The following is a 12873-nucleotide window of genomic DNA, read 5'->3' on the forward strand; positions in this document are numbered from 1 at the left end:
GGCGGCTATGATGCGCAAAAAGACGAATCCGGCAGGGACCACCTCGACGACCGATTCCGTAGCCATCCGCGCGTTTCGGCGCGCTTAAGACATATCGCCGGGCGACCTCCGCGCGGCGGCGGTAATCAATCGAAGGAGATGACAACGTGGTGAAGATCGATCCGGGCCGTCTGATGGCCGACCTCAAACGGCTACGCGGCTTCGGCGCGACCGGTCCCGGCGTGGTGCGGCTTGCGCTGTCGCCGGTGGATCTGGCATCGCGCGAATGGCTGGTCGAACGGATGACGGCAGCGGGGCTCGACGCGCGCATCGACGGCGTGGGCACCGTATTCGGACGTTCGCGCAACAGCGGCCCGGCGCTCCTGATCGGCTCGCATACCGACACGCAGCCGACCGGCGGCTGGCTCGACGGCGCGCTGGGCGTGATGTACGGGATCGAGATTGCCCGTGCGCTGGCGGAGAACGATGCGACGCGTCATCTGGCGGTGGACGTCGCGTCGTGGATCGACGAGGAGGGCACGTTCTCGAGTTTGCTCGGCAGCCGCAGCTTCATCGGCGATCCGGTCGACGAATCGATTCGCGGCGCGACGAACCGGCAGGGCGAGCGCCTCGAAGACGTGCTGAAAGCGGCCGGGCTCGCGGGACGGCCGCGCGCGCATTTCGAAGCGGGGCGGCAGGTCGCGTATCTCGAGCCGCATATCGAGCAGGGCGGGCGGCTCGAAGCAGTCGGCAAGTCGATCGGCGTCGTCACGACGATCGTCGGGCTGCGCGACGTGCGCGTGCGCTTCACCGGTCAGCGCAATCATGCGGGCACGACGCCGATGGCGATCCGCCGCGATGCCGGCGCGGCGCTGGTCGCGTTCATCACGCGGATGGACGATGCCTTCCGGCAGATCGCCGATGCCGATACGGTCTGGACCGTGGGCCGTATCGATCTCGATCCGGGGGCGATGAGCGTCGTGCCGGGCGCGGCCGACATGTACCTGCAATTCCGCGACGCGAACGTCGCGCGGCTCGGCGCGATGGAACAGAAGCTCGTCGAGATGGTGCGCGACTTCAATGCGCAACACGCGGTGAGCGTCGAATTGCAGGCACTCGACGAGCCGATCGACCCCGTCGGTATGGATGCGGCGCTCGCGGAGCATATTGCGCGCGCCGCCGAAGCGGTTGCGCCGGGGCAATGGCTGCGCATGCCGAGCGGCGCCGCGCACGACGCGCAGTTGATCGCGCGTTGCATGCCGGCCTGCATGATGTTCGTGCCGAGTATCGGCGGCGTGAGTCACGACTTCGTCGAGGACACGGCCGAGGAGCATATCGTGCTCGGCTGCCAGGTCGCGGCGACCGCCGCGGCTTCGATTCTGCTGAAGGCGTCGGCGGATGAATGAAGCGTTATCGCTATTGCGAGGCTATTTTGCGGCCGGCGTGCGGCGCGTTGGCCATCCGCCTGCGATGTATCCGCTCAGTTGCCGAACAGCGACGCCTGCGTTCCGCTGCTCGGCCTGGGGCGGGTGGATTTCGCGGGCGCGCCGGGTTCGGGTGCTTGCGTCGCTTGCCGCGCCGGCTCCCGCGTCCCGGCATCGTCCACCGCCGCTTCGAGCGAAGTCTGCCCCGCCTCCAGCGAAAGCAGCAGCATCTTGTTCGCGAGTCCGCCGGCAAACCCGGTCAGCTCGCCCGACGCGCCGATCACGCGATGACACGGCGCGACGATCGAAATCGGGTTCCGGCCGTTTGCCGCGCCGACCGCGCGCACCGCATTGACGTTGCCGACCTGCTGCGCGATTTCCGTGTAGCTGCGCGTCTGGCCGAACGGAATCGTCAGCAGCGCATGCCAGACTTTCTTCTGAAACTCGGTGCCCTGAAAATCGAGCGGCAGATCGAAAGTCTGCCGGGTACCCGCGAAATACTCGCGCAATTGCCGTTCGGTTTCGACGAGCACGGCAAGCCCGTTCGCTTCGGTCATCTCGCCGAGACGCACCCGGTTCGGTTTGTCGTTTTCCCACAGAATCGCGGCGAGGCATTCGCCTCTGGCCACGAGCTTCAATTGGCCGACGGGCGAATCGATCAACTTGTATGCATACGTCACTTTGCTGACTCCTGATGGGGTTCGGACGCCCGAATCGCGACGCGGGTCTGCGAGCCGATGCGAAACACCACATGAAAGCGTGCCGATATCCGGTAGTGTGCCGCTCGCGTTGCCTGAACGCGCTCCGGATCTTGCTGTCTTATTCGCATTCGACATGACTGCGTCGAATGCAATGTTCCTGTCACTGTACCGCAGACAGCCCGCGACTCAGTAGAATTGATACCTTCGGTATGACGCGCGGCGCTCTCCGAATCTCTTCTCCACGACTGTGACCACGACTTTAGAACGACTCCGCACCGGGCAACTGGCGGGTGCGCGCCATCTGAAACTGGCGTGCGGATTGAACGAGTTTCCGCGCGAGATTTTCGATCTCGCCGACACGCTCGAAGTGCTCGACCTGTCGAACAACGCGCTTTCGACGCTGCCCGACGATCTGCCGCGCCTGCGCAAACTGCGCATCCTCTTCGCGTCGCACAACCCGTTTACCGAGCTGCCCGAAGTGCTCGGCGAATGCGCGCAATTGAGCATGATCGGCTTCAAGGCGAATCGCATCCGCGAGGTGCCGGCTCGTGCGTTGCCGCCGCAACTGCGCTGGCTGATCCTGACCGACAACGAAATCGGGCACATGCCCGCCGGGCTGGGCCGCTGTACGCAATTGCAGAAGCTGATGCTGGCCGGCAACCGGCTGCGTGCGTTGCCCGAGGAATTGGCCGCGTGCTCGCGGCTCGAACTGCTGCGGCTCGCGGCGAACCGTTTCGATGCGTTGCCGCGCTGGCTGCTGCGTTTGCCGCGCCTCGCGTGGCTCGCGTATGCGGGCAATCCGTTCAGCGCGGCGCTCGAAGACGCGGCGTCGAGCGATACACCGATCCGCGATATTCGCTGGGACACGTTGAAGCTCGCGCAGCCATTGGGCGAGGGCGCGTCGGGCGTGATCTATCGCGCGACGCTGCTCGACGATCTCCGCGGCGAGCGTGTGGTCGCGGTCAAGCTGTTCAAGGGCGCGGTGACGAGCGACGGTCTGCCCGACTGCGAAATGGCCGCTTGCATTCGCGGCGGCCACCATGCGAACCTGATCCCGGTGCTCGGCAAGGTGATCGATCATCCGGCGGGCACGCATGGCCTCGTGATGGAACTGATCGATCCGCGTTTCGCCAATCTCGCCGGTCCGCCGAGTTTTGCGTCGTGCACGCGCGACATCTATCGCGATGGTTTGCGTTTTAGCGTCGATACGGTATTGGAGATCGCGAACGGCATTGCGAACGTGGCGAGCCATCTGCATCGGCGCGGCGTCATGCATGGCGATCTGTACGCGCACAATATCCTGCATGGCGGCGGGGGGCGTGCGCTGCTCGGCGATTTCGGCGCGGCGTCGTTCTATGATGCCGGTGACCGCGATCCTGGCATCGCGTTGCAGCGGCTCGAAGTGAGAGCGTATGGCTGTCTGCTCGAAGAACTGCTCGAACGCTGCGATGCGCTGGACGCGCAAGCGCCTGTCGCCACGCAACTCGCGGCATTGAAGGCGCGTTGCCTGAGCGAGGCAATCGACAGCCGGCCGCTATTCGACGAAATCGCCGCAAGCCTCGCGGTGCTGAAGGAGCAACGATGAGCATGCAACGATTTCACGATGGGCAGTGGCGGACCGGGCGATTTGCAGCGGCGCTCGGCACGGAATTCATTAAGACCGCCTGCGAAGGAGGTAAGCCGTGACGCGGAACATGCGCCGCCGCGCGCTGCTCGCGAGCGCGCTGGCCGCCACCGGTCTTCCTGGCCTTTCCCTGCTCGCGGGCAACGCGCGTGCCGAAGTGCTGCCCGGCACGACGCTGAAGATCGCGCTCGTGCTGAAATCGATGCCGGACCCGTTCACGGTTTCGATGGTCGATGCCGCGCGCAATTATCAGCAGCACTTCGCGTCGCAATTCAGCCTGACGATTCGCGGTACGGACAAGGAGACCGACACCGCCGCGGAAATCCGCATGGTCGACGAGATGATCAGCGCGAAGATGAACGCGATCGTGATCGCGCCGACCGATTCGAAGGCGCTGATCCCGGTGGTCGCGCGCGCCATCAAGGCCGGCATCATCACGATCGCGATCGACAATCCGCTCGACGATGCCGCGCAGGAGGCCGCGGGCATTTCGGTGCCGTTCGTCGGGCCGAACAATCGCAACGGCGCGAGACAGGTCGGCGACTACCTGGCCGCGCGGCTGAAGCCCGGCGATCAGGTCGGGATCATCGAGGGCATTTCGGTGAGCCGCAACGCGCAGCAGCGCACGGCCGGCAGCCGCGACGCGATGGAAGCGGCGAAGGTGCAGGTCGTCGCGGTCGAGGCGGGCAACTGGGATTACGGCAAGGGCCGCGACGTCGCCGCGAAAATGCTCGCCGAGCATCCGCAATTGCGCGCGCTGCTGTGCGGCAACGACAACATGGCGATGGGCGCGGTCGACGCGATCCGCGACGCGGGCAGAGACGGTAGCGTGTACGTGACCGGCTATAACGCGATCGATGCGATCAAACCGCTGCTTGCCGATGGCCGGGTGCTCGCGACGATGAACCAGTTCGCCGACCGGCAGGCCGTGTTCGGTATCGACTTTGCGTTAAAGGCGGTGACCGAGCGGCGCAAGCAGCGCGAATTGTCGAAGGTGGTCGAGACGCCGCTGCAACTGGTGACCGCCGCGAAACGTTGAAGCAAGGTGCCCGCTATTTCGCGCCTTATCTCTGACGTTATTCCGCCGACACCTTATGCGGCTTCGTCGCTTTCTCGAGCTTGTTGTACTCGAACTCGGGCACCGACTTCAGCGCATCCTTCGTTGCACCCGCAAGGAACAGATTGCCGTCGCGAATCTGGAAATGATCGACCGGAATCGCGACGTAGTGCTTGCCCATGCCGAGAAAGCCACCCACCGACACCACCGCGTATGTCGCCTTGCGATCCGGCGCGATGATCACGTCATAGATGCTGCCGATCTTGTCGTTCAGATCGTTGTAGACCGGCTCGTCGACGAGCGCGCGCCGCACGCTCCAGCCCTTGAGCAACGCGTTGGTTTGCTCGACGGTGCCGCCGAGCGGCTGCAGTCCCGCGATTTGCGCAATCGCGCCCGGCGACGCGCTGAATGCGGCAAGCGTAGCGGCGCACATCATCGCGCATGTGATCTTTTTCGCTTTCATTGTCGGACTCCCTGGTTGCCTGTCGGAAAGATATCTGTGTGCGTGGAATGCGGTAGCACGTGACGTGCCTGGGGTCGTATGGCGACTCGGGCTACACTCGCGGTTCATCCAGTATGCCTGCGTAAAAATGAGCCGAATGCAAAGCGTTGTCGACGTGAATGTCCTGTTCCTGAACGCGCAGGGCGAGTGTCTTTTCATCCGGCGAGCCAACACCGGCTTCAGGGACGGTCAATACGCGCTGATCGCCGGCCATCTCGAACCGGGCGAATCGATAGAAGAGTGCGCGATTCGCGAATCGAAGGAAGAGGCGGGCGTGACGATTGCGCCGGGCGCGCTCGATTTCAAACTCGTGATGCGACGCGATTCGGACCAGAATCGCATCAGTTTCTTTCTGGCGTGCAGTTCGTGGGAAGGCGAGCTCACCAACATGGAGCCGCACAAGTGCTCGGAGTTCGTCTGGGCGAAACCGGACAATCCGCCGACGCCGATCGTCGATTATGTGGAGGCCGCCCTCGCGCATATCCGCGAGGGCGTCATGCTGGCCGACTTCAAACCTTAGGCGTTGCTCGTCCCGGTCATTGCTCGCATTGTCTTTATTGAGAATATTCGAGTTGAATTTTCGGTCCTGCTATTCGGCGGAAATCGTTGCTGCGAGATAGGTGCGAATTACATTCACATTAGATCAGGCCGTTGTACTTACGGCAAATACGCCACTTACGGCACGAGCCACAGCGCCACCGCATAAATCACCAGCGACACCGCGAACGTCACCGCGGTATAGCCCATTACGCGCTGAATCCGGATACCCGCGATGGCGACGATCGGCACGGCCCAGAAAGGCTGCAGCATGTTCGACACGTTTTCGGCCATCGCGACGCCCATCGCGGTACGCGGCACCGATGCATGCAGACTGATCGCGGCGGGCAGCACGAACGGACCCTGTACCGCCCAATGACCGCCGGCGCTCGGCACGAGCAGCGTAATGATCAGCGAGCTCAGATAGCTCCACAACGGCAGCGTGACCGGCGACGCGATCGTCACGAACGCCTTCGCGATCATCGACGCGAGACCCGTGCCCTTCATGATGCCCATGATCCCGCCGTACATCGGATATTGCAGCAGCATCGAGCCGGTCTGACGCGCGGCGCGGCGGATCGAATTCGCGTACGCGATCGGCGTGCGCTGCAACGCGAGACCGATCAGCAGAAAGATCAGGATCGTGTTGTTGATGTCGAGATCGAAGCCTTCCTTGTGCCACGTCATCGCGAGATAGCCGATGCCGAGCGCGAGCAGCAACAGCGTGCCGAGCATCGACTGTTCGAGGCGCGCGGCGAGCGACGAAGCATCGCTCGCGCGTGCGTGCGGATCGTCGCTGGGTGCATCGGCCGCGTTCTCGCCGCTCTGACGAAACGCGACCACGTTCTGCGCTTTCGGATGCATCCTGATGAAGATCGCGGTCATCACGACCACGACGAGCACGGTCGGAACGAACACGAACGGCGCGAAGATCGTCTCGCTGAGCGGCACGACGTGGCCGGTCGCTTTTTCGACGAGATTCAATGCATTGCCGTGCGATGCCTGCGAGAGCGCGATCGAACTCGACAGGCCGCTGTTGCAGATCGACCAGGCCGAATAGCTGCCGGCGACGAGCCACGCGAAATCGACGTCGACGCGCCGCGCGATTTCCCGCGACAGCAGCGCGCCGACGATCAACCCGAGCCCCCAGTTGAGCCACGCCGCAACCGCGACGACCGGAAACACGAGCAGCGCGGCGCGCGTCGGCGTGTTCGCGTTGGCCGCGAGCGCGCGCAAGCCGCGCTGCACGATCGGCGCTTCCGCGATCGCATAGCCGGTGGCGAGGATCAGGATCATCTGCAGCGCGAAGCCGAGAATGCCGAACGTGCCGGTGTACCAGGAATCGACCAGCGTCGGCAGCGTGCCGGTCGGCGCAATCAATAGCGCGAGCACGGCGACGAAGAACGTCAGACAGATCGAAAGCACGAACGGGTCGGGCATGACCTGCTCGAAAACATAAACCAGGCCCTCGACGACGCCGCGCGAAACGGCAGGCTGGGCGGCAGCGTTAGGGGAGTTGTCTCGCTTCATGTGTAGGGTGACTCTGATTGGTGCCCGGCCGCTGACTGGGCGGAACGGGCAGGAACGGCGCGCCGGGCCGGCGGTGTGGGGGATGAGAGGGAGCGATGCAGTGAGTCCTGAACACGGCTGTGCGCCGCGAAGGACCTCTGTTTCCTTTTCAATGTTCTTACAGTGAACGACGTTTCGATAAACGAACGTATCATTATTCGTCTTGCAGGCACGGTATGTCAAGAAAAGAGCCCGGCATGCTGCTGGGGCTGAGCGCTTTGCGTCGCACCGCGGCGGCTGTGTGGCACACTGCGCGCCGGATGCATGCAAATTGAAAGCGACGCACCCGCACCGGCATTCATGTGATGCACGTGTCCCACGCAATTTTTCCGCACGAGGCCCCGAGCCATGACGACTGTTTATCGCGGGATGGATCGACCGACACTCGATGCCGCCTACAACAACACCAAGGCGATCCCGAACTTTCCGGAAGTACTGGGCGATTTCCGGGCGCGCAGCGCGAAGCTCTATGAACGCGTGCCCGGCCGCCGCGATCTGCGTTACGGCGAGCGTCCGCGCGAGCGTTTCGACTGGCTTTCCTGCGGCAAGGCGGGCGCGCCTACCTTCATCTTCATTCACGGCGGCTACTGGCAGAACTGCGTGAAAGAGGATTTCGCATTCGTCGCGGACGGCCCGCTCGCCAAAGGCTTCAATGTGGTTCTGGCCGAATACACGCTTGCGCCGGAAGCGTCGATGACGCAGATCGTCGGTGAAATCGGCCGCCTGCTCGATCATCTGAAAGCGGATCCCGACGGGCTCGGCAGCGCGGCGCGGCCCGTTTGTCTGAGCGGTCACTCGGCGGGCGGTCATCTGACGGCGATGTATCGCGCGCATCCGCTCGTCACGAGTGCGCTTCCGATCAGTGCGCTGGTCGATCTCGAACCGATCAGCCTGTCGTGGCTCAACGAGAAGCTGCAACTGAGCAACGACGAAATCGCCGCGTACAGCCCGATTCGTCACATCGGCCAGGGTGTGCCGACCGTCGTCGCGGTCGGCGCCGCGGAATTGCCCGAGCTGGTGCGCCAGTCGGATGAGTATGCGGCGGCATGCGAGGCAGCGGGCGAGAAGGTCGCGCGAGTGCATGTGCCGGGCTGCACGCATTTTTCGGTGCTCGACGATCTCGCGCGCGCGGATGGCATGCTGCTGCGCGCGCTCGAGCAGTTGAGTTGAGCAACGGCGCACCCCGCGTTTTCCAAGGAGAGCAGCAGCCCATGATCGAACTCACCCCGTCCGTCCCGTTGATTCCTCGCGCGCAACTGTTCGGCAACCCTTCCAGAGCGATGCCGCGGATCAGTCCCGATGGACGGTTCCTCGCGTGGCTGGCGCCTGTCGACGGCGTGCTGAATCTCTGGGTCGCCCCCGCCGACGCGCCGCGGCGCGCCGCGCCGATGACGCGCGAAACGAAGCGCGGCATCCAGTCGTTCGGCTGGACCTACGACGGAACTTACGTCGTTTATCCGCGCGATGCCGACGGCAACGAGCTGTTCCACATCCACGCGATCGACGTGACGACCGGTATCGATCGCGATCTCACGCCGTTCGAAGGCGTTTGCGCAGGCGTGGTCGCCACGAGCCGGTTCGTGCGCGACCGGGTGCTCATCTGCATGAACCGGCGCGATCCGAAGTTCTTTGACCTTCATACGTTGCATCTCGCGAGCGGCGAACTGGAACTGGTCGAAGAAAACACGGGCATGGTGTCGTTCGTCGTCGACGATCACTACCAGCCGCATGTCGCGACGCGGATCGCCGCGGACGGCACCTTGCAATTGTTCGACCGTCGCGGCGGCGCGCACTGGAATGAATGGTTCAGCTTCGCCGCCGAGGATGCGCGCGTCTCGCGGCCGATGTACCTGAACGCGGACGGCAGCGCGCTCTTCCTGCTCGACAGCCGCGCGCGCGATACCGCCGCGCTGGTGCGTCTCGATCTGGCATCCGGCGAGCGGCGCGTGCTGGCCGAAGACGCGCGCACCGACGTGGCCGCCGTGATCGTCGACAGCGACACGAAAGAGCCGATCGGCTACTCCACTTACGCGACACGGCAGACCTGGACGGCGTTGACGCTGGACTTTCAGACGGTTCTCGACGTCTTTGCGGAACATGGGCTCGAAGAGTGGCATCTCGTCAGCCGAACCGAGGATGACCGCTGCTGGGTTATCGTGGCGAAATCATCGGTTGGACCCGGCACGGCCTATCTTTATCAGCGCGGCGAGCGGTCGCTGCGCGCGTTTTTCGACTTCCGGCCGGAACTGGCCGACGCGCCGCTTGCGCCGATGCAGCCGGTGACGATCGGCTCCCGCGACGGACTCGAACTGGTTTCGTATCTGACGCGCGCGCCGCGTGCCGGCGGGCCGGGCGCGCTGGTGCTGCTCGTGCATGGCGGCCCTTGGGCGCGCGACGTGTTCGGCTTCGATCCCGAACATCAATGGCTGGCGAATCGCGGCTACAGCGTGCTCAGCGTCAACTTCCGCGGCTCGACGGGTTTCGGCAAGGCCTTCGTCAACGCCGGCGATCATGAATGGGGCCGGCGCATGGACGACGATCTTCTCGATGCGATCGACTGGGCAATCCGCGCAGGCGTCGCCGATCCCGCGCGCATTGCGATCATGGGCATCAGCTACGGCGGTTACGCGGTGTTGAGCAGCATGACGCGCAATCCCGAGCGGTACGCGTGCGGCATCGATATCGTCGGGCCGTCCAGCCTCGAAACCCTGCTCGCGACCGTGCCTCCCTACTGGGAAGCGATACGCGCGCAACTGATCAAGGCGATGGGCGATCCGTCGACCGAAGCCGGGCTCGCGCTGCTGCGCGAGCGCTCGCCCGTGCATCGCGCGGACCGGATCCGCCGGCCGCTGCTGATTGCGCAAGGCGCGAACGATGCGCGCGTGAAGCGCGCCGAGAGCGACCAGATGGTCGCCGCGATGCAGTCGAACGGCATTCCGGTGACGTATCTGCTTTATCCGGACGAAGGGCACGGATTTGCGCGCGCGCCGAACCGGCTATCGTTTTACGCGGTGGCGGAGGCGTTCCTCGAACGGCATCTGGGCGGCCGGGCGGAGCCTATTGCGGAAGCGGATTTCGAGGCGTCCACGATGCAGGTCATCGAGCATGGCGGTCTCGACTGCGTACGCGGCCGCTCGCCGGCTTGAGCGCGAGCGGGGCCCTTCCGGCGCTTCGCTTGACTGACACGACGACTAATATCTTTTTCGACCTAATCTCGCCGAAAAAATATATTGGACGTCTTACCGGCGCTCTTGCACTATTCGATCCCAGCGCAAGCCCTGCGCCCATTGCGATCCCCACCGCCCGCAAGCCTGATGGCACGCCGCCGTCGCCGAGACCGGCGTCGCGGCGTGCCGCGAGGCCATTGCGGGCGCTATTCGAATTTAGATAACAGCAATCCCCGAGGATACAGATGCCCAACTATCGCTCCCGCACTTCGACTCATGGCCGCAACATGGCCGGCGCCCGCGCGCTGTGGCGCGCGACCGGCATGAAGGATGGCGATTTCGGCAAGCCGATCATCGCGGTCGTGAACTCGTTCACACAATTCGTGCCGGGCCACGTGCATCTGCGCGACCTCGGCGCGCTGGTTGCGAAGCAGATCGAGGCGGCCGGCGGCGTCGCGAAGGAATTCAACACGATCGCCGTCGATGACGGCATCGCGATGGGCCACGACGGCATGTTGTATTCGCTGCCGTCGCGCGAGCTGATTGCGGACTCGGTCGAGTACATGGTCAACGCGCACTGCGCGGACGCGATGGTCTGCATCTCCAACTGCGACAAGATCACCCCGGGCATGCTGATGGCCGCGATGCGCCTGAACATTCCGGTCGTGTTCGTGTCGGGTGGTCCGATGGAAGCGGGCAAGGTCAAGTCGCCGACCGATGGCCAGGTGATCGCGAAGATCGACCTGATCGACGCGATGATCAAGGCCGCCGATCCGAAGATCAGCGACGCCGAAGTCGCTGAAGTCGAGCGCAGCGCGTGCCCGACCTGCGGTTCGTGCTCGGGCATGTTCACCGCGAACTCGATGAACTGCCTGACCGAGGCAATCGGCCTCGCGCTGCCGGGCAACGGCACGATCGTCGCGACGCACGCGTGGCGCAAGGGCCTGTTCGAGCAGGCCGGCAGCCTGATCGTCGATCTGTGCCACCGCTACTACCAGGAAGAGGACACGTCGGTTCTGCCGCGCAGCATCGCGACGAAGAAGGCGTTCGAGAACGCGATGGCGCTCGACGTCGCGATGGGCGGCTCGACCAACACCGTGCTGCATCTGCTGGCCGCCGCGCAGGAAGCGGGCGTCGACTTCACGATGTCGGATATCGACCGCATCTCGCGCAAGGTGCCGTGCCTGTGCAAGGCCGCGCCGATGACCGACAAGTACCACATCGAGGACGTGCATCGCGCGGGCGGCATCATCGGTATTCTCGGCGAGCTCGCGCGCGCGGAACTGCTCGATCTGTCGTGCGGCAACGTGCATAGCGGCACGCTCGGCAACGCGATCGCGAAGTGGGACGTCGCCGGCGACACGGGCGAGGAGGCACGGAAGTTCTTCCGCGCGGCGCCGGGCGGCATTCCGACCACGGTCGCGTTCAGCCAGGAAGCGACGTTCGCCACGCTCGACACGGATCGCAAGAGCGGCTGTATCCGCAGCAAGGCGAACGCGTATTCGAAGGATGGCGGCCTCGCGGTGCTGTACGGCAACCTCGCGGAGAACGGTTGCATCGTGAAGACCGCGGGTGTCGACGAATCGCAGTGGCTCTTCTCGGGCCGCGCGCGCGTGTTCGAAAGCCAGGACGACGCGGTCGACGCGATTCTCGGCGACAAGGTCGTGCCGGGTGACGTCGTGGTGATTCGCTACGAAGGCCCGAAGGGCGGTCCGGGCATGCAGGAAATGCTGTACCCGACGTCGTATCTGAAGTCGAAGGGTCTCGGCAAGAGCTGCGCGCTGTTTACCGACGGCCGTTTCTCGGGTGGTTCGTCGGGCCTCGTGATCGGTCATGCGTCGCCGGAAGCGGCCGAAGGCGGCACGATCGGTCTGGTCGAAGACGGCGACGTGATCGAGATCGACATTCCGCAGCGCAAGATGCACCTCGCGGTGTCGGACGAAGAACTCGCGCGCCGCCGCGCGGCGATGGAAGCACGCGGCGACAGAGCGTGGCAGCCGGTCAATCGCGAGCGCGTGGTGTCGCAGGCGTTGCAGGCCTATGCGGCGCTCGCGACTTCGGCCGATCGTGGCGCGGTACGCGATATTTCGCAACTGAAGCGCAAGTAAAGCGCGAGGGAAGTGGAAGGGCTCCGGCGTGGCGACACGATTGGAGCTGAAGAGAGGCCGGTGTGTGGGAGACTGCATACCGGCCTCTGCGTTTGTGGTGGCGCGGTATCGATCGGGGTTCGCCGGGGGTGGCCGCGAACGGAATGCTCTCCGCGGATCGATTGGCGACTGTTCGAATGAGAAGAGACCGCTCCTGATGCCCTTG

At 64.4% G+C, this 12873-nt stretch carries 10 protein-coding genes; 7 read left to right on the forward strand and 3 right to left on the reverse strand.

The annotated features are described in order from the left end of the window. Positions 1-146 precede the first annotated feature (146 nt). Positions 147-1385 (forward strand): Zn-dependent hydrolase, encoded by a 1239-nt coding sequence (locus QM685_RS25210; RefSeq protein ID WP_415120506.1) that lies wholly within the window; start codon positions 147-149, stop codon positions 1383-1385. A gap of 74 nt (positions 1386-1459) precedes the next feature. Here the strand turns inward: QM685_RS25210 and QM685_RS25215 are convergent, their stop codons facing one another. Continuing rightward, on the reverse strand, positions 1460-2083 hold the full coding sequence (locus QM685_RS25215; RefSeq protein WP_415120508.1) for a methylated-DNA--[protein]-cysteine S-methyltransferase: 624 nt from the start codon (positions 2081-2083) through the stop codon (positions 1460-1462). A gap of 268 nt (positions 2084-2351) precedes the next feature. On the opposite strand from QM685_RS25215, the gene QM685_RS25220 reads away from it, so the two are divergent. Together QM685_RS25220 and QM685_RS25225 are read left to right on the forward strand one after the other, a co-directional pair. After that, positions 2352-3689 (forward strand): leucine-rich repeat-containing protein kinase family protein, encoded by a 1338-nt coding sequence (locus QM685_RS25220; RefSeq protein WP_415120510.1) that lies wholly within the window; start codon positions 2352-2354, stop codon positions 3687-3689. A 97-nt stretch (positions 3690-3786) separates the two neighbouring features. Further along, positions 3787-4767: a substrate-binding domain-containing protein gene (locus tag QM685_RS25225; protein ID WP_415120512.1), complete on the forward strand. Its 981-nt coding sequence runs from the start codon at positions 3787-3789 to the stop codon at positions 4765-4767. A 37-nt stretch (positions 4768-4804) separates the two neighbouring features. Here QM685_RS25225 and QM685_RS25230 read toward each other — a convergent pair whose 3' ends face one another. Next, complete coding sequence (locus QM685_RS25230) at positions 4805-5248, reverse strand: PRC-barrel domain-containing protein (RefSeq protein ID WP_415120514.1); 444 nt, start codon at positions 5246-5248, stop codon at positions 4805-4807. 136 nt (positions 5249-5384) lie between these two features. Here QM685_RS25230 and QM685_RS25235 point away from each other — a divergent pair, with 136 nt between their 5' ends. Further along, positions 5385-5807 carry an NUDIX hydrolase gene (locus QM685_RS25235; protein WP_415120516.1) on the forward strand — a complete coding sequence of 141 codons (423 nt, stop codon included), beginning with the start codon at positions 5385-5387 and terminating at the stop codon, positions 5805-5807. Between the two features lie 155 nt (positions 5808-5962). Here QM685_RS25235 and QM685_RS25240 read toward each other — a convergent pair whose 3' ends face one another. After that, positions 5963-7354, reverse strand: coding sequence for a TIGR00366 family protein (locus tag QM685_RS25240; protein ID WP_415120518.1), 1392 nt, complete (start codon positions 7352-7354; stop codon positions 5963-5965). A 387-nt stretch (positions 7355-7741) separates the two neighbouring features. Between QM685_RS25240 and QM685_RS25245 the strand changes: the two genes are divergently transcribed. The 3 genes from QM685_RS25245 to ilvD all read left to right on the forward strand — a co-directional run bounded on the left by QM685_RS25245 (position 7742) and on the right by ilvD (position 12668). Then, entirely contained in the window at positions 7742-8563 is an 822-nt protein-coding gene (locus tag QM685_RS25245; protein WP_415120520.1) for an alpha/beta hydrolase, read from the forward strand. 41 nt (positions 8564-8604) lie between these two features. Then, on the forward strand, positions 8605-10539 hold the full coding sequence (locus QM685_RS25250; RefSeq protein ID WP_415120522.1) for a S9 family peptidase: 1935 nt from the start codon (positions 8605-8607) through the stop codon (positions 10537-10539). Between the two features lie 266 nt (positions 10540-10805). Continuing rightward, entirely contained in the window at positions 10806-12668 is a 1863-nt protein-coding gene (ilvD, locus tag QM685_RS25255) for a dihydroxy-acid dehydratase (protein WP_415120524.1), read from the forward strand. The last annotated feature ends 205 nt before the right edge of the window (positions 12669-12873 follow it).

The organism is Paraburkholderia sp. (assembly GCF_047605525.1).
GTDB lineage: Bacteria > Pseudomonadota > Gammaproteobacteria > Burkholderiales > Burkholderiaceae > Paraburkholderia.

Coding starts and splice junctions, on each gene's coding strand:
- QM685_RS25230 (WP_415120514.1), bottom strand. CDS start 5,248: ATGAAAGCGAAAAAGATCACATGCGCGATGATGTGCGCCGCTACGCTT.
- QM685_RS25245 (WP_415120520.1), top strand. CDS start 7,742: ATGACGACTGTTTATCGCGGGATGGATCGACCGACACTCGATGCCGCC.
- ilvD (WP_415120524.1), top strand. CDS start 10,806: ATGCCCAACTATCGCTCCCGCACTTCGACTCATGGCCGCAACATGGCC.
- QM685_RS25235 (WP_415120516.1), top strand. CDS start 5,385: ATGCAAAGCGTTGTCGACGTGAATGTCCTGTTCCTGAACGCGCAGGGC.
- QM685_RS25240 (WP_415120518.1), bottom strand. CDS start 7,354: ATGAAGCGAGACAACTCCCCTAACGCTGCCGCCCAGCCTGCCGTTTCG.
- QM685_RS25250 (WP_415120522.1), top strand. CDS start 8,605: ATGATCGAACTCACCCCGTCCGTCCCGTTGATTCCTCGCGCGCAACTG.